24 protein-coding genes are annotated in these 25,148 nt (G+C 72.1%); 10 read left to right on the top strand and 14 right to left on the bottom strand.

What is annotated here, in order from left to right; translation table 11 throughout:
• Positions 1 to 20 precede the first annotated feature (20 nt).
• Complete coding sequence (locus ASE25_RS15445; protein WP_056773783.1) at positions 21 to 488, top strand: SCP2 sterol-binding domain-containing protein; 468 nt, start codon at positions 21 to 23, stop codon at positions 486 to 488.
• An 11-nt stretch (positions 489 to 499) separates the two neighbouring features.
• The gene (locus ASE25_RS15440; RefSeq protein ID WP_235508702.1) at positions 500 to 1,711 is read left to right on the top strand and encodes an acyl-CoA dehydrogenase family protein; all 1,212 of its coding nucleotides are present in this window, start codon (positions 500 to 502) and stop codon (positions 1,709 to 1,711) included.
• Between the two features lie 82 nt (positions 1,712 to 1,793).
• Here the strand turns inward: ASE25_RS15440 and ASE25_RS15435 are convergent, their stop codons facing one another.
• A complete protein-coding gene (locus ASE25_RS15435; RefSeq protein WP_157623454.1) occupies positions 1,794 to 3,188 on the bottom strand; it encodes a GntP family permease in 1,395 nt (464 codons plus the stop codon).
• A complete protein-coding gene (locus ASE25_RS15430) occupies positions 3,185 to 3,715 on the bottom strand; it encodes a gluconokinase (RefSeq protein ID WP_056826505.1) in 531 nt (176 codons plus the stop codon). Before ASE25_RS15430 ends, ASE25_RS15435 begins: the two co-directional genes overlap by 4 nt.
• A 158-nt stretch (positions 3,716 to 3,873) precedes the next feature.
• Between ASE25_RS15430 and ASE25_RS15425 the strand changes: the two genes are divergently transcribed.
• A complete protein-coding gene (locus tag ASE25_RS15425) occupies positions 3,874 to 4,578 on the top strand; it encodes a FadR/GntR family transcriptional regulator (protein WP_200959131.1) in 705 nt (234 codons plus the stop codon).
• A 159-nt stretch (positions 4,579 to 4,737) separates the two neighbouring features.
• Here ASE25_RS15425 and ASE25_RS15420 read toward each other — a convergent pair whose 3' ends face one another.
• Complete coding sequence (locus tag ASE25_RS15420) at positions 4,738 to 6,960, bottom strand: NADP-dependent isocitrate dehydrogenase (protein WP_056826503.1); 2,223 nt, start codon at positions 6,958 to 6,960, stop codon at positions 4,738 to 4,740.
• Between the two features lie 168 nt (positions 6,961 to 7,128).
• Between ASE25_RS15420 and ASE25_RS15415 the strand changes: the two genes are divergently transcribed.
• Both ASE25_RS15415 and ASE25_RS15410 read left to right on the top strand, forming a co-directional pair.
• Positions 7,129 to 8,535 carry a serine hydrolase gene (locus ASE25_RS15415; RefSeq protein ID WP_157623453.1) on the top strand — a complete coding sequence of 469 codons (1,407 nt, stop codon included), beginning with the start codon at positions 7,129 to 7,131 and terminating at the stop codon, positions 8,533 to 8,535.
• Complete coding sequence (locus ASE25_RS15410) at positions 8,535 to 9,134, top strand: GNAT family N-acetyltransferase (RefSeq protein ID WP_162260612.1); 600 nt, start codon at positions 8,535 to 8,537, stop codon at positions 9,132 to 9,134. Before ASE25_RS15415 ends, ASE25_RS15410 begins: the two co-directional genes overlap by 1 nt.
• A 301-nt stretch (positions 9,135 to 9,435) precedes the next feature.
• On the opposite strand, the gene ASE25_RS15405 is transcribed toward ASE25_RS15410, so the two are convergent.
• Positions 9,436 to 11,556, bottom strand: coding sequence for an MMPL family transporter (locus tag ASE25_RS15405; RefSeq protein WP_235508701.1), 2,121 nt, complete (start codon positions 11,554 to 11,556; stop codon positions 9,436 to 9,438).
• A 192-nt stretch (positions 11,557 to 11,748) separates the two neighbouring features.
• Here ASE25_RS15405 and ASE25_RS15400 point away from each other — a divergent pair, with 192 nt between their 5' ends.
• Positions 11,749 to 12,192: a MarR family winged helix-turn-helix transcriptional regulator gene (locus ASE25_RS15400; RefSeq protein WP_235508700.1), complete on the top strand. Its 444-nt coding sequence runs from the start codon at positions 11,749 to 11,751 to the stop codon at positions 12,190 to 12,192.
• A gap of 3 nt (positions 12,193 to 12,195) precedes the next feature.
• On the opposite strand, the gene ASE25_RS15395 is transcribed toward ASE25_RS15400, so the two are convergent.
• From ASE25_RS15395 to ASE25_RS15355, 9 genes are all read right to left on the bottom strand, one after another.
• Positions 12,196 to 13,119 carry an anti-sigma factor gene (locus ASE25_RS15395; protein WP_056826501.1) on the bottom strand — a complete coding sequence of 308 codons (924 nt, stop codon included), beginning with the start codon at positions 13,117 to 13,119 and terminating at the stop codon, positions 12,196 to 12,198.
• Positions 13,103 to 13,675, bottom strand: coding sequence for an RNA polymerase sigma factor (locus ASE25_RS15390; protein WP_056826500.1), 573 nt, complete (start codon positions 13,673 to 13,675; stop codon positions 13,103 to 13,105). Before ASE25_RS15390 ends, ASE25_RS15395 begins: the two co-directional genes overlap by 17 nt.
• 23 nt (positions 13,676 to 13,698) lie before the next feature.
• The gene (locus tag ASE25_RS15385) at positions 13,699 to 14,466 is read right to left on the bottom strand and encodes a class F sortase (RefSeq protein ID WP_157623452.1); all 768 of its coding nucleotides are present in this window, start codon (positions 14,464 to 14,466) and stop codon (positions 13,699 to 13,701) included.
• 30 nt (positions 14,467 to 14,496) lie between these two features.
• Complete coding sequence (locus ASE25_RS15380) at positions 14,497 to 15,318, bottom strand: DUF4397 domain-containing protein (protein ID WP_056773755.1); 822 nt, start codon at positions 15,316 to 15,318, stop codon at positions 14,497 to 14,499.
• Positions 15,319 to 15,458: 140 nt separating this feature from the next.
• Positions 15,459 to 16,151 (bottom strand): fasciclin domain-containing protein, encoded by a 693-nt coding sequence (locus ASE25_RS15375; RefSeq protein ID WP_056826498.1) that lies wholly within the window; start codon positions 16,149 to 16,151, stop codon positions 15,459 to 15,461.
• A gap of 119 nt (positions 16,152 to 16,270) precedes the next feature.
• On the bottom strand, positions 16,271 to 17,518 hold the full coding sequence (locus ASE25_RS15370) for an NAD(P)/FAD-dependent oxidoreductase (protein ID WP_056826497.1): 1,248 nt from the start codon (positions 17,516 to 17,518) through the stop codon (positions 16,271 to 16,273).
• A 167-nt stretch (positions 17,519 to 17,685) separates the two neighbouring features.
• Entirely contained in the window at positions 17,686 to 18,525 is an 840-nt protein-coding gene (locus tag ASE25_RS15365) for a TspO/MBR family protein (RefSeq protein ID WP_056826663.1), read from the bottom strand.
• Positions 18,526 to 18,597: 72 nt separating this feature from the next.
• Positions 18,598 to 19,368, bottom strand: coding sequence for a dimethylargininase (ddaH, locus tag ASE25_RS15360; RefSeq protein WP_056826496.1), 771 nt, complete (start codon positions 19,366 to 19,368; stop codon positions 18,598 to 18,600).
• A 48-nt stretch (positions 19,369 to 19,416) separates the two neighbouring features.
• Positions 19,417 to 20,391 (bottom strand): LysR family transcriptional regulator, encoded by a 975-nt coding sequence (locus ASE25_RS15355; protein WP_056773742.1) that lies wholly within the window; start codon positions 20,389 to 20,391, stop codon positions 19,417 to 19,419.
• A gap of 167 nt (positions 20,392 to 20,558) precedes the next feature.
• Here ASE25_RS15355 and ASE25_RS15350 point away from each other — a divergent pair, with 167 nt between their 5' ends.
• On the top strand, positions 20,559 to 21,320 hold the full coding sequence (locus ASE25_RS15350) for a MerR family transcriptional regulator (RefSeq protein WP_056826495.1): 762 nt from the start codon (positions 20,559 to 20,561) through the stop codon (positions 21,318 to 21,320).
• 92 nt (positions 21,321 to 21,412) lie between these two features.
• Here ASE25_RS15350 and ASE25_RS15345 read toward each other — a convergent pair whose 3' ends face one another.
• The gene (locus ASE25_RS15345) at positions 21,413 to 21,895 is read right to left on the bottom strand and encodes a hypothetical protein (RefSeq protein ID WP_156415485.1); all 483 of its coding nucleotides are present in this window, start codon (positions 21,893 to 21,895) and stop codon (positions 21,413 to 21,415) included.
• A gap of 192 nt (positions 21,896 to 22,087) precedes the next feature.
• Between ASE25_RS15345 and ASE25_RS15340 the strand changes: the two genes are divergently transcribed.
• The 3 genes from ASE25_RS15340 to ASE25_RS15330 all read left to right on the top strand — a co-directional run bounded on the left by ASE25_RS15340 (position 22,088) and on the right by ASE25_RS15330 (position 25,090).
• Entirely contained in the window at positions 22,088 to 23,122 is a 1,035-nt protein-coding gene (locus tag ASE25_RS15340) for an aspartate-semialdehyde dehydrogenase (RefSeq protein WP_056826494.1), read from the top strand.
• Positions 23,123 to 23,273: 151 nt separating this feature from the next.
• Positions 23,274 to 23,933, top strand: a complete 660-nt coding sequence (gene tmk, locus ASE25_RS15335) for a dTMP kinase (RefSeq protein WP_056773727.1) — start codon at positions 23,274 to 23,276, stop codon at positions 23,931 to 23,933.
• On the top strand, positions 23,930 to 25,090 hold the full coding sequence (locus tag ASE25_RS15330; protein ID WP_056773724.1) for a DNA polymerase III subunit delta': 1,161 nt from the start codon (positions 23,930 to 23,932) through the stop codon (positions 25,088 to 25,090). The genes tmk and ASE25_RS15330 overlap by 4 nt, the downstream gene beginning before the upstream one ends.
• Positions 25,091 to 25,148 lie beyond the last annotated feature (58 nt).

The raw sequence follows: 25,148 nt of genomic DNA, 5'->3' as shown, positions 1-25,148 counted from the left end.
TTCCTCCGGAGGGACCCCCGATGCCCGAGATCGACTTCACGACCGCCACCGCCGACGAGCTCGCCGCCGTCGAGCCCGGCGAGTTCATCCGCATCGTCAAGGAGATGTCCGACAAGGACGTCAAGGAGGTCATGGAGAGCGCCAACCGCGGCCCGATCGTCGACGCGATCTTCCGTCGGATGCCTGAGCTCTTCCGCCCCGACCGCGCCGGATCGACGACCGCGACGACGCACTGGAGCATCACCGGCCGTCCCGACGGCGGCGCCGACGAGTGGACCGTGCGCTTCGCCGACGGCACGTGCACGTCGGTGCCCGGCCACGACGGCGACTCGACGCTGTCGCTCGCCATGTCGCCCGTCGACTTCACCAAGGTCATCACCAAGAGCGGCAACCCGGTCATGATGTTCATGACCGGCAAGATCAAGGCCAAGGGCGACCTCGGGCTCGCAGCCAACATCGCGAACTTCTTCGACATCCCCAAGGCCTGAGGCACGTCGTGGTGGAGTTCTCGCTCGCCCTGAACGACGACCAGACCGAGCTGCGCGACTGGGTGCACGGCTTCGCCGCCGACGTCGTGCGCCCGGCCGCCTCCGAGTGGGACGCGAGGGAGGAGACGCCCTGGCCGGTCATCCAGGAGGCGGCCAGGAACGGCCTCTACGGCTTCGAGTTCCTGGCCCAGTGCTGGTCCGACCCGACCGGCATCTCGATCAACCTCGCCAACGAGGAGCTCTTCTGGGGTGACGCGGGCATCGGGATGTCGATCTTCGGCACGACCCTCGCGGTGGCCGCGATCTACGGCTCGGGCACCCCCGAACAGATGGTCGAGTGGCTGCCGCAGTGCTACGGCGACGCCGACGACCCGAAGCTCGGGGCCTTCGCGACGACCGAGCCGCAGGCCGGCTCCGACGTCGGCGCCATGCGCACGCGGGCCCGCTACGACGAGGCCGCCGACGAGTGGATCCTCAATGGCCAGAAGGCCTACATCACCAACGGCGGCATCGCCAACGTCCACGTCGTGACGGCCGTCGTCGACCCCGACCTCGGCTCGCGCGGGCAGGCCGCCTTCGTCGTCCCGCCCGGCACGAAGGGGCTCGAGGGCGCCAAGAAGCTGCGCAAGCTCGGCCTGCGCGCCTCGCACACCGCCGACGTCTTCCTCGACGACGTGCGCGTGCCGGGCTCGTGCCTGCTCGGCGGCAAGGACAAGCTCGACGAGCGCCTCGCCCGGGCCCGCGAGGGAGGGTCGTCGAGCGGACAGGCGGCCATGCGGACGTTCGAGATCTCGCGCCCCACGGTGGGTGCGCAGGCGCTCGGGATCGCCAGGGCGGCATACGAGTACGCCCTCGACTACGCCAAGGGCCGCGTCGCCTTCGGTCGGCCGATCATCGAGAACCAGGCGATCGCGTTCGCGCTCGCCGACATGCGCACCGAGATCGACGCGGCCCGGCTGCTCGTCTGGAGGGCGTCGTGGATGGGGCGCACGAACCAGCCGTTCACCGCGGCCGAGGGCTCGATGAGCAAGCTCAAGGCGGGTGAGGTCGCGGTCGCCGTGACCGACAAGGCGGTGCAGATCCTCGGTGGGGCCGGCTACGTCACCGACCACCCCGTCGAGCGGTGGTCGCGCGACGCGAAGATCTACACGATCTTCGAGGGCACGTCCGAGATCCAGCGACTCGTCATCGCGAGGGCCATCAGCGGCGTCCGCATCCGCTGACCCGCCCAACCCTGAACCGTCGAGAGGCCACGGTCTGCGCCTCTCGACGGTTCAGGTGGGGTGTGCTGGGCTTCCGAGTCGGCTAGACGACGAGGTCGAGGAGCAGGACGAGGACGAGACCGGTCACCGACAGGATCGTCTCCATGACGGACCACGACTTGATGGTCTGGCCGACCTTGAGCCCGAAGTACTCCTTGACGAGCCAGAAGCCGGCGTCGTTGACGTGGGAGAAGAAGACCGAGCCGGCGCCGATGGCGAGCACCATGAGCGACACCTGGGCCGTGGGCATCCCGGCCGCGAGCGGAGCGAGGATGCCGGAGGCCGTGACGGTCGCGACGGTGGCCGAGCCGGTCGCGAGGCGGATCAGGACCGCGACGAGCCAGGCCAGCAGCAGCACGGACAGGCCGCTCTGCGCGATCCAGTCGGCGACGAGCTGGCCGATGCCGGTGTCGACGAGGGTCTGCTTGAAGCCGCCGCCGGCGGAGACGATGAGCAGGATGCCGGCGATCGGGCCGAGGGAGGCCTCGAGGGACGACCCGACCTCCTTGAGACCCATGCCGGCGCCGCGGCCGAGCGTGAACATCGCGAGGATCACGGCGATGAGCAGTGCGATGAGCGGCGTGCCGAGGAAGTCGAGGACGGTGCGGACGGCCGTGCCGTCGGCGGTGAGGATGTCGGAGAGCGCCTTGCCCATCATGAGGGCGACGGGGGTCAGGACGGTCAGCAGCGTGACGGGGAACGACGGACGCGGTCCGCTCTCGGCCTCACGCGACTCGAAGAGCTCGGGCGCGGGGACGTCGACCCAGCGGGCGGCCACGCGGGCGAACCACGGGCCCGCGACGGCGATCGTCGGGATCGCGACGAGGATGCCGAGGCCGAGGGTGACTCCGAGGTCGGCCTTGAGGGCGTCGATCGCCACGAGCGGGCCCGGGTGGGGAGGCACGAGGCCGTGCATGGCCGACAGGCCGGCGAGTGCCGGGATGCCGACGCGGACCAGGGACAGTCCCGAGCGGCGCGCGACGAGAAAGATGACGGGCATCAGCAGGACGAGGCCGATCTGGAAGAACATCGGCAGGCCGATGAGGGCGCCGACGCCCGCCATCGCCCACGGCAGGGTGCGCGGACCGCTGCGGCCGATGATCGTGTCGACGATCTCGTCGGCACCGCCGGAGTCGGCGAGCAGCTTGCCGAACATCGCGCCGAGGGCGATGAGGATGCCGACGCCCGCGGCGGTCGATCCGAAGCCCTTGGTGAAGCTCTCGAGCACGTCGGCCATCGGGACGCCCGCGACCGCCCCGACGGTGAGCGAGCCCAGCGTCAGGGACAGGAACGGGTGCAGCTTGAACCGCACGATGAGCACCACGAGGACGGCGATGCCGAGCAGGGCCGCGGGGACCAGCCGTCCGGCCGGGATGGCGGGGAGGTCGTCGGCGGCAAGCGCCGACACGGGCAGGATCGAGAGCAGGTCGGAGGTCATGAGCGGGTCGCTTCCGGGTCGCGAGGATCGATGAGGGTGAGGGACTGGCCGACGAGGTCGTCGACCGGCTGGTCGACGTCGAGGACGGCTCCGCGCTCGCCCGGCTCGAGGGGCTCGAGCGTCGCGAACTGCGACTCGACGAGGGCTGTGGGCATGAAGTGTCCGGGCCGGCCGGCGACGCGGGCGGCGATGACGTCGGGGTCGCCGTGCAGGTGCACGAAGAAGACGTGGGGCGCCGCGGCTGCGAGGACGTCGCGGTAGGCGCGCTTGAGAGCCGAGCAGCTCGCCACACCACCGCTCTCCGCGTGCTCACCGAGCCACGCGGCGATGGTCGCGAGCCACGGGCCGCGGTCTTCGTCCGTCAGCGGGATGCCGGCCGACATCTTGTCGATGTTGGCCTTGGGGTGGAAGTCGTCGGCGTCCGCGAAGGGGACGCGCAGGCGCTGCGCGAGGGCCGCGCCGACGGTGGTCTTGCCCGAGCCGGACACCCCCATGACGACGACCAGGGGAGGTGGGTGGTGCTGCATGTCTCCGTGACTCCTTCGTCCGGCTCGAACGACGTCTTCGTCGAGTCGCTCGCACTAGGGTGCAGCAACAAGTGCGTCTTATCAAGCCACGATGACGATTAAAACGGTTTTAATGCCGGCTGGGCTAGATGACGACCGCCGTGTGTCAGGCTGGGTCCGTGCCCACGGACCGTCGCCCCGCCCTGCATGCGAGCGTGCTCGACGACCTCGGCCGACAGGTCGCCACCGGCGAGCTCGCCCCGGGCGCCGTGCTGCGCATCGACCAGCTCGACGAGCGCTACGGGGTGTCCCGGTCCGTCGTGCGCGAGGCCGTCCGCGTCCTCGACTCGATGGGACTCGTCGAGGCCCGCAAGCGCGTCGGTGTGCGCGTCCTGCCCAGCACGTCGTGGAACGTCTTCGACCCGCGCGTCATCCGCTGGCGCCTCGACGGGCCGGGTCGTGAGCAGCAGCTGCTCAGTCTCGGTGACGTGCGTCGAGGAGTCGAGCCCGTCGCCGCCGAGCTCGCCGCGGCACGGGCGACCCCTGACCAGTGCGGGGCGCTCATGGGCGCCGTCATGCAGATGGCGGTGCACGCGAAGTCGGGCGACCTCGAGGCCTACCTCGTGGCCGACCAGCTCTTCCACTCGACCCTGCTCGCCGCCTCCGGCAACGAGATGCTCGCAGCGCTGTCCGACGTCGTCGGCGAGGTGCTCGCGGGCCGCACCCACCACGACCTCATGCCTGCCACGCCCAACCCTCTCGCGGTCCGCCTGCACGGTGACGTCGCCGAGGCGGTCCAGTCCGGCGACGGTGTTGCCGCCGCGGCTGCCATGCAGGCCATCATCACCGAGGCCAGTGACGCCCTGCGCGACGCGGACAACTAACTGTCACAAGCGTTCTCGTCAGCAGTCGACGTGGTGGAGTATGTCGTTCCGCCAACCCCGTGCTCACGGATCGTCCGGCGTCCGACGTGCGTGGCGGCATACGCGACGTGCCCACCCGACTCCGTGAGTCGGGTGGGCACGTGCTGCGGGCGGACGCGGTCAGGCGAGCGCGTCGATGATCTCGTTGAAGGTCTTCGACGGACGCATGACCGAGGCGACCTTGGCCGCGTCGGGACGGTAGTAGCCGCCGATGTCGACCGAGTGTCCCTGGGCGTCGACGAGCTCCTGGGAGATCGTGCCGATGTTGTCGGCGAGGGCCTGGGCCACGGGGCCGAACGTCTCGGCCAACGCGGCGTCGTCGGTCTGCCGGGCGAGCTCCTGGGCCCAGTAGAGGGCCAGCCACACGTGGCTGCCGCGGTTGTCGATCTGGCCGACCTTGCGCGCCGGTCCCTTGTTCTCGTCGAGGAGCGTGCCGGTGGCCCGGTCGAGGGTCTCGCCGAGCACCCGCGCGCGGGCGTTGTCGGTGACGTCGGCGAGGTGCTCGAAGCTGACGGCCAGGGCGAGGAACTCGCCGAGGCTGTCCCAGCGGAGGTAGTTCTCCTGGACGAGCTGCTGCACGTGCTTCGGGGCCGAGCCGCCGGCGCCGGTCTCGAAGAGGCCACCGCCGTTGATGAGCGGGACGACCGACAGCATCTTGGCCGAGGTGCCGAGCTCGAGGATCGGGAAGAGGTCGGTGAGGTAGTCGCGCAGCACGTTGCCGGTGACCGAGATCGTGTCCTCGCCCTTGCGGATGCGCCCGAGGGAGTAGGCGATCGCGTCGGTCGGCTTCATGATCTCGATCGTCAGGCCGTCGGTGTCGTGCTCGGTGAGGTACTCGTTCACCTTGGTGATGAGGTTCGCGTCGTGGGCGCGGTCGGCGTCGAGCCAGAAGATCGCCGGCGTCCCCGTGGCGCGGGCACGCGTGACGGCGAGCTTGACCCAGTCGCGGATCGGCACGTCCTTGGTCTGGCAGGCGCGCCAGATGTCGCCCGCCGAGACGGCGTGCTCGAGCAGCGCTGCGCCCGAGGAGTCGACGACGCGCACGGTGCCGTCGGCCGGGATCTCGAACGTCTTGTCGTGGCTGCCGTACTCCTCGGCCGCCTGCGCCATGAGCCCGACGTTGGAGACCGAGCCCATCGTCGACGGGTCGTAGGCGCCGTTGGTGCGGCAGTCGTCGAGGACGACCTGGTAGATGCCGGCGTACGAGCTGTCGGGCAGCACGGCCAGCGTGTCCTGCTCGCCGCCCTCGCGGTCCCACATGTGACCCGACGTGCGGATCATCGCCGGCATCGATGCGTCGACGATGACGTCGCTCGGCACGTGGAGGTTGGTGATGCCCTTGTTCGAGTCGACCATCGCGATGGCCGGGCCGTCCTCGAAGCCCTTGGCGACGGCGGCCTCGACCTCGGCGCGCTCGTCGGCGGGCAGACCCTCGACGGCCTTGAGCACGGCGCCGAGCCCGTCGTTGGGGGACGCGCCCACGGAGGCCAGCGCGCCGGCATACGTCTCGAAGACGTCGGGGAAGAAGGCGCGCACGACGTGACCGAAGATGATCGGATCGGAGACCTTCATCATCGTGGCCTTGAGGTGCACCGAGAAGAGGACTCCCTCGGCCTTGGCGCGGGCGACCTGCTCGGAGAGGAAGTCACGCAGCTTCGCGACATCCATGAACGTCGCGTCGACGACCTCGCCGGCGAGGACGGGGATCGACTCCTTGAGGACGGTGGTGGACCCGTCGGCGCCGACGAGCTCGACGCGCAGCGTGTCGTCGGCAGGCAGGACGACCGACGTCTCGTTGTGGCGGAAGTCGTCGGCACCCATCGTTGCGACGTTGGTCTTGGAGTCGGCGCTCCAGGCGCCCATCGAGTGCGGGTGCTTTCGCGCGTAGCTCTTCACCGATGCCGGGGCGCGGCGGTCCGAGTTGCCTTCGCGCAGAACGGGGTTGACGGCCGACCCCTTGATCTTGTCGTACGCCGCCCGAGCCGCCTTCTCCTCGTCGGTGGACGGGTTGTCGGGGTAGTCGGGCAGGGCGTAGCCCGCGGCCTGGAGCTCGGCGACGGCGGCCTTGAGCTGCGGGATCGACGCCGAGACGTTGGGGAGCTTGATGATGTTGGCCTCGGGCGCCTTGGCGAGCGCCCCGAGCTCGGCCAGGGCGTCACCGATCCGCTGCTCCGGCTTCAGGGCGTCGGGGAACGCGGCGATGATGCGACCCGAGAGTGAGATGTCACGCGTCTCGACCTCGACGCCGGCCTGCTTGGCGAAGGCCGAGACGATGGGCAGCAGCGAGGCCGTGGCCAGGGCGGGCGCCTCGTCCGTGTGCGTGTAGATGATTGTCGAGTCCAACGCGGGTGCTCCGTTCGGGTTGCTGTTCGTGCCGAGATCCGGTCTTCGAGGATCCCCGAATAAATCTTGATGTCAAGATATCCGATGCGGGGCGACCGTGGGGCCGCCGTCCCATCCTGCCGGGGTGGCCCGCGCCACGCCAGAGACCCCCGGCCTAGGCTGGAGCGGGTGAGCACCGACCCGCGCAGCGACGCCGACGTCCCGGCCACCGATGGCGAGATCGACCCCGTGACCGCCCGCCACCTCCACCACCTGCTCGCGACCGAGCAGCGTCGCGGGCGCCTGCCCTCGGTCGCCGCCGGCGTCGTGCGTGACGGCACGCTCGTGTGGTCCGACGCCATCGGCACGCTCGACGGGCGCCTCGGCGGGCAGCCGGCCGACACCGACACGCAGTACCGGATGGGCTCCATCACGAAGACCTTCGTGGCAGTGGCCGTCATGCGACTGCGCGATGCCGGACGGCTCGACCTGCTCGACCGGTTCGAGGACCACGTGCCCGGCTCGCGGTTGGGCGGCGCCACGATCGCCCAGCTGCTCTCGCACGGGGCCGGGGTGCAGGCCGAGACGAACGGCCCGTGGTGGGAGCGCACGCCCGGTGGGGACTGGGAGTCGCTGGCAGGCTCCATCGCGGGATCGCCTGTGGGACAGCGCTTCCGGGCCGGTCGGCGGTTCCACTACACGAACGTCGGCTTCGCGGCGCTGGGCGAGCTCCTGGCCCGGGCGCACGGGGTCGACTGGTTCGAGGTCGTCCGGCGTGACCTGCTCGGCCCGCTCGGCATGTCCCGGACGACGACCCGCCCCAGCGGCCGCGCCGCGCAGGGCCTCGCTGTGCACCCCTTCGCCGACGTCCTGCTGCCCGAACCCGAGCACGACGCGGGCGCGATGGCCCCGGCCGGACAGCTCTGGACCACGGTGCAGGACCTGGCGCGCTGGGCCACCTTCGCCGGGGGCGACACCGGCGGGCTCCTGTCGCCCGACACCCTCGCCGAGATGTACGAGCCCCACACGGTCAACGACAACCCCGGCCAGCCCTGGACCACGGCCCACGGGCTCGGCTGGCAGGTCTGGAACGTCGACGGTACGAGGTGTGCCGGCCACGGCGGCTCGATGCCTGGCTTCCTCGCGGGGCTGCGCGTCGAGGTCGAGAGCGGTGACGGGGTCGTCGTCGTCACCAACACGACGAGCGGGATGGGCCAGATCGCCCCCGAGCTGCTCTCGGCGTTCGTCGAGCGCGAGCCGCGACCACCGGAGCCGTGGTTCGCGTCGGGCGACCCGTCGGCGCTCGAGCTCGTCGGCACGTGGCACTGGGGGCCGACCGTGTCCACGGCGAAGGTCGTCGGAGAGCACCTCGTGCTCGGTGAGCCCGGCCAGGCCCGGGGCTCGCGCTTCGTCGCGGACGGCCCCGACGCCTGGGTGGGGCTGGACGGCTACTACACGGGTGAGCCGCTTCGGGTCGTGCGCGCCGCTGACGGCACGCCGTCGCACCTCGACCTCGCGTCGTTCCGCTTCACACGCACGCCCTACGACCCGGCCGGCGACGTGCCCGGCGGGGTCGCCGCGGGCGGCTGGCGCTAGTGCCGGCGTCCCCGGACCTGTCCCGGCTCGTGTGGCCGCGGCTCACCGATCGCCTCCTGCTGCGTCCGCTGGCGCTCGACGACGTCGATGCCGTCCACGCCTACCGCTGCCTGCCCGAGGTCGTCGTCCACCTGAGTCATGACGTCCTGACCCACGACCAGGTGCGCGAGCGCATCGCCCAGCGCATCGAGCGGGGACGCCTTGGTGCTGCCGAGCCACTGCTCGGGCTGGCCGTCGAGGAGCGGCGCACGGGTCGCGTCGTCGGCGACGTCATGCTGCGGCTCGAGCCGTGCCACAGCATCGGCCGCGCGCCGGCACAGGAGTGGGAGGGGACGATCGGCTACGCGCTGCATCCGGACGCCCAGGGCCGCGGGCTGGCGGCCGAGGCCGCCGCCGAGCTGCTCGTCATCGGCTTCCGCGACCTGGGGCTGCGCCGGATCACGGCCGACGCCTACGCCGACAACATCGCCTCGAACCGCGTCCTGCGCCGCATCGGGATGCGGCACGAGGCCACGATCCGGGCGAAGTCGCTGGGCAAGGACGGTACGTGGCTCGACGACAACACGTGGGCCCTGCTCCGCGAGGAATGGCCGGTCTGAGCCGAGCAGCGCGACGCAGATGGCGTATGCCGTCCGCGTCGGATCCGGCGGTCGAGGCGACTCCCGCACACGCAGATGTGGGCCACGCGCCGGAAGGGAGTCCGGCGCGTGGCCCACGGTCTGCCTCGATCGACGGGGAGGGAGTCGATCGAGACCGCACGGGCTGTCGAGGGGGTGGCGCCGTGAACGGTGATGGGGGATGCGAGGTATGGACGAGGGTTTCGCCTGGGGCATCAGCCCTGTTTGTCCATGGTTTGTCTAATGTTGGCACTCCCGATTCAACGGCGGCTGCCGCTCCATGTCAAGAGTTTGTCCCGACTTTCGTCAGAGCATCGGCATCGGCATCGGCATCGGCATCGGCATCGGCAGGGGCGGCCGGGGCGGCGTCCTCGGTCGCCGACCGGTCCGACACAGAGGGGTGCGTTCGGCGGGGCCACCAGAAGCGGTCGCCGAGGACGACCGCGATGGCCGGGACGAGGAGCGTGCGCACGACGAGGGTGTCGAGCAGGACGCCGACGCAGATGATGACGCCGATCTGGGCCAGGACGACGAGCGGCAGGACGCCGAGCACCGCGAAGACCGCGGCGAGCAGGATGCCGGCGCTCGTGATGACGCCCCCCGTCGCGGCGAGGCCCCGCAGCATCCCTTGGCGGGAGCCGTGCAGGCGTGACTCCTCGCGCGCCCTCGTGACGAGGAAGATGTTGTAGTCGACGCCGAGCGCCACGAGGAAGACGAAGGCGAAGAGCGGCGCGCTGTCGTCGAGGCCGGAGAAGCCGAAGATCTTCGTGAAGATCCACCACGAGGCGCCCACGCTAGCGAGGAACGTCGCGACGACCGTCGAGACGAGCACGAGCGGGGCGACGACAGATCGGAGCAGCAGTCCGAGGGCCAGCAGGACGAGAGCCAGCACGATCGGGAAGATGACGAGGCGGTCGCGCGACGACGCCTCCGCCTGGTCGAGTGCGACGGCCTCGGTGCCCGCGACGTGGCTGTCGGGGAGCTGGGTGAGTGCGGCCCGCAGGGAGCGCACGGTGTCGGTCGCCTCGTCCGATCCTGGCGCCGCCTGGATGACGGCGTCCACCTCGGCCACGCCGCCGGCCTGCTTGACGATGCGCGCGCCGGCGATGCCGGGGACGTCCTCGGCGGCGGTCGCCACGGACTGCGGGTCGGCCGTCGTGACGATGACGGCGGGGTCGGCGCTGCCGGCGGGGAAGGACTGGGCCAGGCGCTCGCTCGCGGCGATGGCCTCGGGCTTGCTGAGGAACTGGTCGGCGGGCTTGAGTCCGGTGTCGATCGCCGCGATGCCGGCCGCCATGACGGCGAGCACGACGAGCGTCACGCTGATGATGCGCTTCGGGTGGGCGGCGACGCGGTCGCCGACGCGGCGCCACAGCGAGTGGCCGTCCGCGAGAGCCGCCTCGCCCTCGCGGGGCACCCTGGGCCAGAAGATCCAGCGGTCGAAGACGACGAGCGCCGCGGGCAGCACGAGCAGGACGAAGGCCGCGGCGACGACGACGCCGACGGCGCAGGCGAGACCGAGTCCCCGCGTCGCCGGGAAGAGCGAGAGCAGCAGGGTCAGCAGGCCGATGACGACGGTGACGGCGCTCGACAGGACGGCCTCGGACGTGCGGCGCAGGGCCAAGGCCATGGCCTCGCGCCGGTCGGCGTGGCTGCGCAGCTCGTCCCGGTAGCGCGAGATGAGCAGCAGGGCGTAGTCGGTGCCGGCGCCGAAGACGAGGACCGAGAGGATGCCGATGGTGGACTCGTCCCAGACGATGGAGAATGCCGCGAGCGTGTGTGTCGCGACCACGGCTGCGAGTCGGTCCGCGACGCCGACGACGAGGAGCGGGAAGATCCAGAGGATGGGGCTGCGGTAGGTCAGCACGAGCAGCAGGGCGACGACGGAGGCGGTGGCGATGAGCAAGCGGGTGTTGGCGCCCTCGAAGACCGCGGCGAGGTCGGCCTGGACCGCGGCGGGTCCGGTCACTTGTGCCGTGACGCCCTCGGGAAGGTCGGCCTTGACCACCTCGCGGATGTCGCCCACGAGGGCTGCCGTGTCCGTCGCGTCCGTGGCGTCGACGGGCACGATCGCGAGCGCGGCCGTGCCGTCCTCGCTGCGCTGGAGCGGGGCGCGGCCGGCACCGGGGACCTGGGCGACGCGTCCCTCGACGGCCGTCAGGTCGGCGTCGGTCAGCGTGCCCGAGTCCTTGCTGAAGACGACGACGGCCGTGGAGCCCTCGGCCTCCGGCAGTCGGTCGCGCATCTCGAGCGCCGCTGCGCTGTCTGAGCCGATCGGCAGGGCGTCGGTCGAGGCCGAGGTGCGCTGCGCCTCGCCCACGGCGCTCACGACGCCCATCGCTCCGGCCAGGGCCAGGACGACGATCGCCACGGCCCACCACTTGCGCGTGATCCTGTCGGTCACCGAACGCACGCCACACCTCCAGTTAAGATGGTTCATCGGGTTACTCAGTAGATTACTAAGTTGGTGAGTGACATTAGCAGCAAACAGACCGTCGGCCAACAGCCGGCCCCAAGGCGTGCCCGCGCCCCGAAGGATGCGTCCGTCGATGAAGGGCAGCCCGTTCGGGGAGACGGGCCGCCCGAGGTGGGCCTCGTGCCCGGGGTGCCCGGATGGCGCACGACCGCCACGCTCTCGGCCCTGCAGGAGCTCGTCGAGGTCTCGGAGGCCGTCCCGTCGGTCGTGGCCCGCAAGGCGGGCCTCAGCACGTCTGAGCTGCACTCGCTCCGGCACCTCATGCGCGGCCCGATCGGCCCGGTCGATCTCGCCAAGGTGCTCGGCGTGACGTCGGCCGCCTCGTCGGGCGTCGTCGACCGTCTCGTCGGCCACGGTCATGCCGAGCGTCGCTCACACCCCGGCGACGGCCGCCGCACCGAGGTCGTCATCACCGACAGCGGCCGCGCCGAGGTGCTCGCCCGGATGACGCCGATGTTCGAGAGCCTCGCCGCCCTCGACGCGACCCTGTCGGAGGGGGACCGCGACGTCGTCGAGCGCTACCTCAGGGGCGCGACCGCCGCGATGAAGAACCTCATGACCTGAGTCTCAGGCGGGCAGCTGGCCCCGCAGCAGGCTGTCGCCCGAGTGCGCCGGCTTGTCGTCGAACTGCTCCTTGGAGATGTCGACGACGACGTAGCCCTGGTCGATGAGCGCCTGGCTGATCGGGAAGGTGCCCGTCTCGCCGGGTCGCAGCACCCCGACGGAGACCATCCGCTTGCCGTCGGCGTTGATGAGCCAGACCTCGAGGTAGCCGTCGCCGGCGTCGAGCGGACGATCGGTGACGACGTTGAGGTCGAGCCCGTCCCCGGCCCGCACGACCGAGGCCTCTCCCTCGCGCTGGCGCGTGTCGAGGGTCTTCAGGGCGACCTGCGAGACGCTCCCGCTCTCGTTCGGGCTCCAGATGGCCCGCCCGGCGAGCAGTCCCACGACGAGGCTGGCCGCCACGAGAGCGGCGCCCCACGCCGCGGCACGTCGGCGCGTCGCACGAGCGGCGCCCGCCGTGATCGGCGTGACCGTCGCGTCCGCGGGGACGGGTTCGGGGGGGTATGCCGTCCCCGCCGTCGCCGCGGGACCGGTCGGGTTCGCGGGTCGGTCAGGTCGGTCAGGTCGGTCGGCGGCGTCCGTCCCTGACGGTCGCTCGTCGCGAGGCAGGGGGGTCTCCGGAGGAGTGGGCGCGGGTCCGGCGTCAGGTCCGGCGTCGGGACCCGCCATGGTCGCGGGGGGCGGCCCGGCATCGACCGGGGCGTCGGGCTCCGCGTCGATCTGGGCGGTCACGCGCGCCCAGACGGCGTCGTCGGGAGCCTGCCAGCCGGCATACGCCAGCGGTCCTGAGGCGAGGCGCAGGGTGCGGCGCAGCTGCTCCACCGACGCGGAGCAGACGGCACACTCCTCGACGTGGGCAGAACGACTCGCGTCGACGGGCTCGCCCAGGGCGAGGTCGACGAGCTCGTCGTCAGTCGGATGCGACACGTTCCACCTCCTTGAGTCGGTCTCTCAGCTCGAGCAGTCCCCGCCTGACGTGGCTCTTCACGGTGCCGAGGGGCATCTGCAGCATGCGGGCGATGTCATCGTGCGTGCGGTCCTCGATGAAAGCCATTCGGAGCACGGTCGCCCGCGGATCGCCCATGCGCTCCAGCTCGTGGACGAGGAGCAGTCGTTCGGCCCAGTCGGAGTCGTGCGTGGTCGTCGGCTCGGTGACCACTTCGGACGCGAGCGCCTGCAGGTTGCGGTGGGCGCGGTAGCGCTGCGTGCGCACGTCGGCGACGCGGTGCTTCGTGATGCCCACGAGCCACGCCGCCGGCGACCCACGGTCGGGTCGGAGAGTGGCGCGTCCCCGCCAGGCGGCGACGAACACCTGCTGGACGACGTCCTCGGCGTCCTCCCTGGTGCCGAGGGCGCGCAGGGCGATGGTGTGCACGAGGGGGGACCAGCGGCGGTACATCTCGGCGAGGGCCTCGCGGTCCCCACCGACCAACCGGACGGCGAGCTCGGCGGACTCGACGTCTGGGTCGTCGTGCACGTGCACGGACCCACCTAACCACGTCCTGCTCACGCGAGCGGCTCGGCGGTCACGACGACGTTCTCGTCGTAGCGGCGCTGCTCGCGGTCGAAGTCGCCCCCGCAGGTCACGACGTGGAGCAGTGCAGGTCCGTCGCGGGCGAAGAGGGCGGCGAGGTCCAGCGTCGTCTTGCGGACCTGGGTCACCGACGTCACGGCATACCTCCTGCTCACCTCGCCCGACCGCACCGTGATGACGTCGCCCGTGCGCAGCTCCTCGACGGCCGCGATGGGGCCGATCCCGTAGCCCGGCATGTCGAGGTGCGCCGCGAGGACCGTCGACCCGGCGTCGTCGCCGGGCCGCGGGCCGTAGCGGTACCAGCCCACCTGCGCCGGCGTCTCCGGCAGCGCCATCTCGCCGTCACGGGCGACGCCCACCGGAACGACCCGCATGTCGATGCCGAGACGGCGGATCGTCAGGCGGTCGGGGGCCGCCGCGGTCGGGCCCGCCTGCTGCGTCGCCGGGCGGACCCCCGGTTGTGCCGGACCGGCCGAGCCGTCCGTCCCGGCCGGCGACCCCGGCGACCCCGGCGACCCCGGTTGCGGGGCAGGGGTCGTGGGGGCGCCGGCTGCGGGTGCGGCGGTGCTGGTGACGCCCGCCCCGGACGCCGCGGGGAGGGCGGTGTCCGAGGCGCGCGTCAGCCACGCCACGCCCACGCCCGCCAGGAGGGCGGCCGCGAGCGCGGCGACCACCCCCCTGGACGGGCTCGACGCCCGGGCCCGGGAGCGACCCGGTCCGGGGTCGACGGTGCGTTTCATCTCGGTCGTTGGCGACGGGTGCGTAGCGGGTCAGCGGACCCCGGTGGCGCGCCGGCGCGACACGAGGACGAGCCCGCCCGCGGCGGCAGCGGCACCGATGACGGCCGCGTAGCGAGCCACCTCCGAGGACTCCCGGGCCGCGGCGGCCTGGCCGCCCGCCCCGGCCGGGACGCCACCCGGGGCCGAGTGCATGCCGGAGAGGGTCTGGACCGCGAGCTCGAGGTTCTTGTCGGCGGCGCTGCCCCACGCGTACACGATCGTGTTGGTGCCCTCCTTGAGGTCGAGGTCGGCTGGGCCGATCGCGACGGTGTCGGTCCCCGCGAGGACGACGTCGGCCGAGATCGTGCCGGCCGGCAGGTCGGCCTTGGCCTCGTTCGGGTTGGTGAGGTTCTTGAAGGCCACCGTGCCGTTGGCCCGGACGTCGACCGCGGGGGCGGCGGCCGTGTGGCGCACGGTGATCCGCGCCTTGCCGGCATCGATCTTGGACGTGTCGTTGACGAAGGGCGTGAGGACCGGCTTGCCGGCCTCGGACAGGTGCGCGACGACGGTGACGTTGGCGCCGCCCGGCACCTTGACGTCGTTGGCCTCGATGACGGCTGCACCACCGGCGCCCGCGCCGGCCTGCGTGACCTTGAGGTCGTAGGTGCCCTCGGGGAGCATCAGCGGATCGGTCAGTGTGCCGGGCTTGAAGTCCGTCAGGAGGGCCTTGCCGTTGGCGTAGACGTCGACCGTCGCGCCGGGCACGGCGTGGAGGATCGAGACCGTGGCGTCGGCCGCGTGGGCCGGGGCCGCCAGGAAGGCGGCCGGGGCGAGGGCGAGGGTCGTGGCGGCGGCGATGCGAAGCGACTTCATGGTCGTTCCTTTCCAGAGGGGTGAGTGCTCGAGTGCGACGGGGCCGCGCTCGGGTGGAGGTGAATCCGGGAGGGGAAGCGGTGGTGTGCGGTGCGGACCTCGGGGGCCGCACGGAGGGCGTCAGAGGGCGTCAGAGGGCGTCAGAGGTCGGCGGGTCGCAGGACGAGGACGATGCCGTGCGCGATCTGCCGGTTGCCCTTGTTGATGTCGAGCGCCCGCGGGTTGAGCAGCGGGTCAGCATCGTTGCGGTCGCCGTCGACGAGGCGGACGAGCTTGAGCCAGCGCGACAGCACGTCGACCTTGATGCTCTTGCCGGGAAGTGCCGTCGCCAGCATCGCGCCGTCGGACCGGAGGGCCTGCGACGAGGTGACGGGGCCGCCGGGGACGACGTGATAGAGCAGGACCCGCTCCAGGGCGTCGATGCCGACGGCGCCGGCGAGCGCCTGGAAGACCTTCGTCTCGGATCCGTACCAGCGCCCCGTCACGTCGGCGGCGAGGACCTGGAAGGCCCGGTCGTTGGGGATGAAGGCCGTCAGTGCCACATCGCCCTTGGTCAGCAGGCCGACAGGGCTGCTCGGTTTGGCCGCGAGCACGGCGAGGACCGCCTCGGTGACGATGTCGTAGTCGTACCAGTTGCCGTCGAACTGGTTGCCGTCCGCGAGCAGCACGTCGGCGAGGCTCGTCGTTCCGATCGGGGCGGCTGCGGCGACCACCGATGCCTGGGTGCGCGATGCGCTCGATGCGCTCGATGCAGCAGGGGCGGCGACAGCGGCAGGGACGGCGAGGGCGCCGGCCAGGGCCGCGACGACGGGGACGAGATGACGCTTCTTCACGGTCTGTCCTCTCTTCGGGAGCGACGGCGTCGTGTGCCGTCTGCCCCTACTTCCGAGGACGTGCCGGGCAGGGATGCACCTGCCGCGAACTTTCTTCTCGCGCTGGGGGGCGTGCCGCGTCAGAGGTGCGCGTTGACCGCCTCGGCCGCGCGCTGGCCGGAGACGAGCGCGCCCTGGATCGACGCGGTGTCGCGGTGGTCGCCGCAGACGAAGACGCCGTCGCCGAGCGTGACCGGTGACCGCACCTCGAGCGGCGGTGTCATGGCGGGCAGCGCCGCGTCGACGCGGTGTCGTGTCACGACGCGCCAGTCCGTCGTGTCGCAGCCGTAGATCTCGCCGACGTGGCGCAGGACGTCGGCCTCGGACGCGTCGCCGTCGGGACGGTCGAGCAGGCACGTCGCCTCGACGAGGTGCTTCGTCGGCGGGGCATAGCTCGGGGCCGCGGCCGTCATGACGGCGGTGTTCCACACCGGGCCGGGCGGGACGGAGTCGTGGCGGCGTCCGTCGACGGCCACGAGCGGTAGGGAGTGGGGCGGCTCCGGTGCGTCGAACCACCACGTGACGAGGCCCTTGGTCGGCGGCTCGGGCAAGGTGGTGAGGGTGGCCGCGCCGATCGGGTCGGTGGCGACGACGGCGCTGCGGGCCCTCAGGCACTGACCGTCGACCATGACGTCCACGCCCCCGGGCACGGGCGTGATCGACTCGACGTGGCTGTTCAGCCGCACGCGGTCGCCGAGCGGCTTCGCGACCTGCTCGGGCAGCGCCTGCATGCCCGTCGCCGGGACGGCCGGGCGGCCCAGCGCGAACATCCGCACGAGCAGCTTCGTGAAGTTGGCCGACGAGCCGCCGTGGCTGTCGACGAGGACGCCGGCGAGGAAGGGGTCGAGCACCTCTCGGCGCAGCCGACCCGTGACGCCGGCCTCGTCGAGAGACTCGGCGAGGGTCGAGTCCTTCTGGGCCAGAACGGTTTTCGGGTCAGCCATGACGCGTGCAGTCCACCGTGTGACGCCCGCGAGCTCGCGCGGGTGAAGGTAGCCGCTGCGCATCGTCTGGGCGAGCAGGCGTGGCTCGCGCATCGGGTCGGCGAGCACCTGCAGGCCGTTCGTGCGTCTGACCAGCACGCCGGAGCCGAAGGGCTTGAGATCGAGCGTCGACACGTCGACCCACCGTCGCACCGCCGGGTAGGCGGGGTTGAGCACCTGGAAGCCACGATCGCAGCGGAAGCCGTCGACGACGTCGGTGCGGATGCGCCCGCCGACCCCGTCGCTCGACTCGAGGACGACGACCTCGTGACCGAGCTCGGTCAGTCGTCGCGCGCACCGCAGCCCTGCCAGCCCTGCCCCGACGATGACGACGTCAGCGTCCACGAAGGATCACCCCACTGCTCGAGTCCGGCCCCCGTCGCAGCGTAGACCTCACGGGTCGGTCGCGGGGTGGCTGCGAGGGCCGTATCCGAGGCGGGCACCCGGCCGGTTCGCGACGCGCCGCGGGACCGTCGCGACACGCCGTTCCGACGGCGCGGCGCCGAGGCCCGTCAGACGGTGTGCAGCCGTCGCGACGTCTCCGGCGTCGCCGGCCGTCGGGTGTGCCAGCGCCGGGCGGCGACGACGACGACCACGGCGGCGACGACCGCCGCGATGCCGGTCACGACGGAGCTCGGCTCGTCCCCGAGGCGGCCGACGGCGATCCAGGCGAGCCCCCAGGCCATCGCGGCGGCGATCGACCAGCGGCCACCGAGGCGACGGGCGAAGACGATGCCGAGTCCGGCCGCGACGGCCAGGACGACCCCCGCCGCCGCCTGGTTGGCGGTGGCGCCGAGGTCCACGCCCGAGTCCACCAGTGCCGCAGTGATGTTGGCGCACGTGGCGACGGCGACCCAGCCGAGGTAGAGGCCGAACGTGCCGTCGAGGATGACCTGCTCCCACGTCGACCTGGCGGGCTCACGGGTCAGGCGGCGCAGGAGGACGCCGAGGGTCAGCGCGAGCACGACGATGACGACGACGCTCGCCCAGATCCAGCCCTGCTGCGTGACGAGGAGCCACGTCGCGTTGAGCACCATCGACGCAGCGGCGAGCCACCCGGTGCTGCGCACCCGCTCGCGGACGGCGTTGGCAGGCAGGGCCTGCCACACGGCATACGCGAGGAGGCCGAGGTAGATCGGGGTCCAGATCAAGAAGGCCGGGCCGGCGGGCGCGATGAGGGTCGCGGTCGCGGCCAGGGCTCCTCCCGAGGACTCCTCGACGCGCGTGCCGAGGACGCCGACGCCGACGAGTGTGCCGACCACGCAGAAGATCTCGGCGGCGATGACGGCCACGCGACGCACCTGGTCGCTGCTGGTCAGGGCGGCCGCCGGCGTGGTGGTGGATCCGGGCATGTCGATCACCTCAGTCGCTCGGGAGATTGCTCATCCAGTTAGCGACCCTAACAGGGTGGCGCCGCTACGGGTCTATCCCCGCAGGCGCACCGACAGGCAGGTGACGCAGCCCTCGAGCTTCTCGAACTCGGAGATGTCGACGGTCGTCACGTCGTGACCACGGGCGGCGAGCAGCTGCGCGGTGCGCGGCGCGGACGCCGACATGAGCACCGACATGCCACCGAGCAGCACGACGTGGGCGCCGGACTCCTCTGGCACAGCGAGGAACCGGGGCCACGTGCTCACGTCGTCGACGAGCGGCGGGTAGCCCAGGACGGTCCCGTCGGGCAGCGCGGTGACTGCCGACTTGAGGTGCAGGACCTTCGACACGGGCACCGCCACCACCTCGACGCGATGGCCCTCCCACGCACGCCGCAGCTGCTCGATGCCGGCGAGGTTCGTGCGGCCGCCGACACCGACCCACACGACGTGCCCGTGCTTGAGCACGTCCCCACCGTCGAGCGTGCCGGGCTCCTCGACCTCGACGACCCGGTAGCCGTGTGCCTCGACGGCCTCGCCCACCCCCGCGCGCTCGCCGCGGCGTCCGGGGGCGCCGGAGCGGCACAGCACCGCGACGTCGCCGTGCACGACGACCTGGTCCTCGATGAAGACGCCGTCGGGGCAGTCGTCGACCGGAGGTGCCTCGACGACCGACCAGCCTCGACGACGGAGCACGTCGACGTACTCCTGCCACTGCCGCAGGGCCAGCTCGCCGTCGACGGATGCCGAGCGCTCGATGTGCGTCACGATCCCGTCCGCGAGACGAGGGGAGGGTCGACGGACGAGGGCGAGGCGACGGTGCACGCGCTCACTCTAGGGTCGCGGCGCCCACCGGTCGGAGGTCGCGGCCGGTCAGGGCGCGAGGATCGGCTTCTCGTCGGAGCGCGCCGTCGGCCACCAGCCCTGGGTCTGCGCCGTGTGGGTCAGCTGCTCCCGGTAGGCCGAGCCCGCCGCGCGCACGCACCGCTCGACGTCCTCGTCGTCGAGCGCCCCCAGCCGCCAACGGAGCAGGCGTCGGGCCGTGATCGGCTGGTCGCAGAGCGGCCGCAGCACCCCGCCCGGCGGCGCGGACGCCGTGGGCACGGCGAAGGACACGGCCCGGCCGGCGACGACCGCCGGCCACAGCGGCCCGAGGTCGTGCGGTCCGTAGGACGAGCGGAGGGTGACGCCGAGGCGGGCGAGCACGGTGCTCGTCGCCTCGGACCCGGGGTCGACCTCGGTCGGCGGCAGGATCCAGTCCTCGCCGGCGAGCTCCCTGATGTCGACGCACCGCTGCGCCGCCAGCGGATGCGACGCCGACAGTGCGACGAGCAGCGGCTCGCGCTCGACGATGACGCGCTCGCCGATCATCGACCGCGCCCGCTCCTCGCGCCGGTCGGCGACGAGCGCGATGACGACCGCGACGTCGACCCGGCCGTCACTGATCGCCTCGGTCGTCGTGCCTCCGGCCAGCGGGGGCACCGGCATGAGCGGCCGGCTCATGTCCGTCGCGTAGGCGGCGCTGACGAACGACGTGAAGTAGCGCATCGAGTCCGACGTGATGCGCAGTGGGGCGTCGCTCGCGCGGTGCGTGCGCACGTCCTCACGCAGCGCCGCCACCTCGTCGAGGACGGTGCGGGCCCGCGACACGACGCGCTCGCCGATCGCGGTGCACGCGACCCGGTCACCGCTCGGCCGGAACAGCGCGCAGCCGAGGGCGCGCTCGATGCGGCCGACCTCGGACCCCAGGGTCGCCGGGGACACCCCGAGAGCAGCCGCGGCGGCAGGGATGCTGCCCTGCTGCGCGACCACCGCGACGACGCGCAGGTGACGGACCTCGAGCTCCACGTATCGAGAGTAGGCCGCACGCCCGACGGCGCCACCCGGGACGTCCGGCGCCTCCCGGCACCTCAGCACCTCCCGGCACTTTCCGCGCCCATCGGCGCTTCAATGGGCTTGACCCTCACGTCGCGTGAGGCGTCACGCTCGATCCCATGACCGGAAGGACGCAGGAGATGACCACCTGGACGGTGGGGCAGGTCGCCGAGCTCCTCGACGTGACGGTGCGCACACTGCACCACTACGACGAGATCGGGCTGCTCGTCCCGAGCGAGCGCTCGCGGGCGGGTTACCGGCTCTACACCGACGAGGACCTCACGCGCCTGCAGCAGGTCGTGGTCTACCGACGGCTCGAGATGCCGCTCGACGAGATCGCGACCCTGCTGCGCGGCAATGAGGACGCAGCCGACCACCTGCGCCGGCAGCGCGCCACCGTCATGACCCGGCTGGACGAGCTGCGCGAGCTCGTCTCGGCCATCGACCGAGCACTGGAGAGAGCGATGAACGACCAGCCCGCCTCGACCGAGGACCTCAAGGACCTCTTCGGCGACGGCTTCACGGACGAGTACGAGCAGGAGGCCCAGGAGCGCTGGGGTGAGACCGACGCCTGGAAGCAGTCGCGCTCGCGCACCAAGCGCTACACGAAGGCCGACTGGGAGCAGGTCAAGCAGGAGGCCGACGCCGTCAACGCCGCCTTCGTCGCAGCCCTGCACTCCGGCGCGCCCGCGACGAGCGAGGCGGCCATGGACGCCGCCGAGCAGCACCGCCGACACATCGACGACCGCTTCTACGACCTCGACCACACCTTCCACCGCGGGCTCGCCGACATGTACGTCGCCGACCCCCGCTTCACGAAGACGTACGAGGACCTCGCACCCGGGCTCGCGGCATACGTCCGCGACGCCATCCACGCCAACGCCGACCGCCACCGCGAGTGACGCCGGGGGCCCACCGGGCCGGGCGACCGCTGCGCCGCCCGGCCCGATGGGCCCGGTGTGCCGCTGTGCCCGGTGGTGCGCGACGCACCCGCTCAGGCGCAGGACATGTGGTCGAACGAGACCGTCACGGTGCCGTTCGCGTTGAGCGTGGCCTGGGCGTTGTCGTGGAACTGCAGGTGGGACCCGTCCGTGCCCGTCGCGTTGACGTTGAACGTGCTGTGCTCCACGCCGTTGCGCAGGTTGTTCTCGTCGCCGAACCACGTGGCGAAGTGTCCCGTGTAGGTGATCTTCGACGGGTCGTCCGGCGTGAACGTGAACTTGCCCTCGACCGTGCCCGTGAACCACGAGCCGGTCTTGTTGATGGTGCCGTGGAAGATCTGGTTCTCCACGGCACTGACCGTGCCCGGGTCCCCGGTGCACGGGTTCATGTCGTGGAACACGTCGACGACCGAGTGCTGGTTGTCGGTGAACGTGACGGCTCCCCTGCCGCCGGCACCGGCGGACACGGCACTGACGACGAGAAGTGGTGCGACGGCGGCCATCGCGCAGGTGGCCCGAATGCTGAGTCGGCTCATACGACTCTCCCTTGAAGATGTGTTCCTGTGGCCCCCGAGAGGGACTGTGGCCCCCTGTCGAGGGTGCTCCCACTCCGCAGGGCAGGTGGGTGGAACGGGGGAATCACAGCCACCTCCCAGCCCGCGAGGTCCGGGCGCCCACCAGTTGAACGGGGCCCGGTGCCCGGTCGCCGCCCGCCGTAACCTTGGGCCATGCGAGTTGGTGTCTTCGGTGCAACGGGTCAGGTGGGCGGCGTCATGCGCGCCCTTCTCGAGGAGCGGGACTTCCCGGTCACGCAGGTGCGGTTCTTCGCGTCCGCGCGCTCGGCCGGCACGACGCTCCCGTTCAAGGGCGAGGACGTCACGGTCGAGGACTCGGCGACGGCCGACTTCGCCGGCATCGACATAGCCCTCTTCTCCAACGGCGGCGCCGCGAGCCGAGAGCTGGCGCCGAAGGTGGCCGCCGCCGGCGCGACCGTCGTCGACAACTCGAGCGCCTGGCGCAAGGACCCCGAGGTCCCGCTCGTCGTCTCCGAGGTCAACGCCGCCGACCTCGACGACATCCCCAAGGGCATCGTCGCCAACCCCAACTGCACGACGATGGCCGCGATGCCGGTCCTCAAGCCGCTCCACGACAGGGCGGGCCTCGTGCGCCTGCACGTCTCGAGCTACCAGGCCGTGAGCGGCTCCGGCGGCGTGGGCGTCCAGGAGCTCGACCGCCAGCTCAAGGGTGCGTATGCCGCGGGCGACCCCACCGGGCTCGCCCTCGACGGGCGCGCGGTGGCCGTCCCCGAGGCGCAGCTGTATGCCGTCCCGGTCGGCTTCAACGTCGTGCCCCTCGCGGGGTCCATCGTCGAAGACGGCTCGCTCGAGACCGACGAGGAGCAGAAGCTGCGCAACGAGTCGCGCAAGATCCTGCACGCCCCCGACCTCCGGGTCTCGGGCACGTGCGTGCGCGTCCCCGTCTTCACGGGGCACAGCCTCGCGATCCACGCCGAGTTCGCCGAGGACATCTCGCCCGAGGAGGCGCTCGACCTGCTCAAGAACGCCCCGGGCGTCATCGTCACCGACGTGCCCAACCCGCTCGAGGCCGCCGGTCGGGACGAGGTCTTCGTCGGCCGCGTGCGCGCGGACCAGGCGGCGCCCGAGGGCAAGGGGCTCGTCCTCTTCGTCGTCGGCGACAACCTCCGCAAGGGCGCGGCCCTCAACGCCGTCCAGATCGCCGAGGCCCTGGTCGCCCGTCGCTGAGACGTGGGCGCCCGTTCCACCGCGCAACACACCGTGCAGGTCACAACCCACCGCGATCCGATCGCGGTGGGTTGTGACCTTCTCGGTGTGTTGCGGTGTGAGGGATCGGGGACGCGGGGCTGGTGTCCGGACGCTGGCATAGGGTCGGGGCGTGACGGAGAACCTCGCGGCCGCGACCCATCGACAGGGCACCGCCCCCGGGCTCTTCGTCTGTTTCGAGGGCGGCGACGGTGCGGGCAAGTCGACCCAGGTGCGCCTGCTCACCGAGGCGCTCGAGCAGCAAGGGCGCGAGGTCGTCGTGACCCGCCAGCCCGGAGGCACCCCGCTCGGCGCGCAGATCCGCGAGCTCGTGCTGCACGGCGACCACGTCGCGGCGCGCGCCGAGGCGCTCCTCTTCGCGGCCGACAAGGCCCACCACGTCGACCAGCTCATCAAGCCGGCGCTGGTGCGCGGTGCCGTCGTCATCACCGACCGCTACGTCGACAGCTCGATCACCTACCAGGGGGCCGGCCGCGAGCTCGGCCGCGACGAGATCACCGCCCTGCAGCACTGGGCCGTCGGCGGCCTGCTGCCCGACCTGACCATCGTCCTCGACGTCTCGCCCGAGGTGGGTCGCGCGCGTCGCGGCACCGTGCACGACCGGCTCGAGTCCGAGGCCGACGCCTTCCACGCCGCGGTCCGCCGCGGCTACCTCGAGCTCGCCGCGGCCGACCCCGAGCGCTACCTCGTCCTCGACGCGACCGAGTCGGTCGAGCGGCTCCACGGCGGCGTCGTCGACGGCGTCGACCGCGTCATGGCGGGCCGCCGATGACCGTCTGGGCCGACCTCGTCGGCCAGGAGCCCACGATCGAGACGCTCTCTCGAGCCGTGAGCGACGAGTCGGCGATGACGCACGCGTGGCTCTTCACCGGTCCGCCGGGCTCGGGTCGCTCGACCGCAGCCCGCGCCTTCGCCGCCGCCCTCCAGTGCCCCGACGGTGGCTGCGGTCAGTGTCGCGAGTGCCGCACGGCCCTCGACGGCAGCCACGCGGACGTCAAGGTCGTCGCCACCGAGGGCCTGTCGATCAAGGTCGCCGAGGCCCGGGCGCTCGTCCAGGAGGCCGCGCTGCGCCCGTCGGTCGGCCGCTGGCGCATCATCATCATCGAGGACGCCGACCGTCTCACCGCCTACACAGACGCCCCGGCCGACGCGCTGCTCAAGGCCCTCGAGGAGCCGACGCCGCGCACCGTCTGGATGCTCTGCGCGCCGAGCCTCGAGGACGTCATCGTCACGATCCGCTCGCGGTCGCGACACGTCCGTCTGCGCACACCCCCGGTCGAGGCCGTCGCCGAGCTGCTCCAGCGACGCGACGGGGTCGACCCCGCCATGGCGTTGTATGCCGCTCGCGCCGCCCAGTCGCACGTCGGCCTCGCGCGCCGGCTGGCTCGCGACGAGCAGGCCCGCATCCGCCGTCGTGACGTCATCGCCATGGCCACGAAGATCCTCGGGGTCGGTGACGCCATCGGCGCGGCCGCCGACCTCGCCCAGATCGCCGACGAGGAGTCGACCGCCTCGAGCGCCGAGCGCGACGCCGCCGAGCGGGCGCACCTCATGGAGACGCTCGGCGCCGACCCGACGGCGCGCACCCAGCCGCCCCACATCCGCTCGCAGGTCGCCGCGCTCGAGCGCGAGCAGAAGACGCGCGCCACCCGATCGGCCCGCGACGTCGTCGACCGGGCCCTCATCGACCTCACCTCGATCTACCGCGACGCGCTCGTGCTGCGCCTGCGATCCGACGTCGACCTCGTCAACCCCGACGCCGTCGACAAGGTGCGCGCGCTCGCCGGCGTCTTCGGCCCCGAGCAGCTGCTCGCCGCCATGGACGCCATCAACGAGGCCCGCGACCGCATCAACGCCAACGTGTCGCCGCTGCTCGCGCTCGAGGCGATGGCCCTGCAGCTCCGGGTCCCGCGCGACCTCGGCATCTGACCCACTCGCGCGCGGCGTCGGTGTGAGGTTCTTCATGCGTGGCGGGGGAGCGCCCGGC

Source organism: Terrabacter sp. Root85 (assembly GCF_001429185.1).
Lineage (GTDB): Bacteria > Actinomycetota > Actinomycetes > Actinomycetales > Dermatophilaceae > Terrabacter.
Note: the sequence above shows the minus strand (reverse complement) of the source record. Positions and strands in the feature narration are given on the sequence as shown.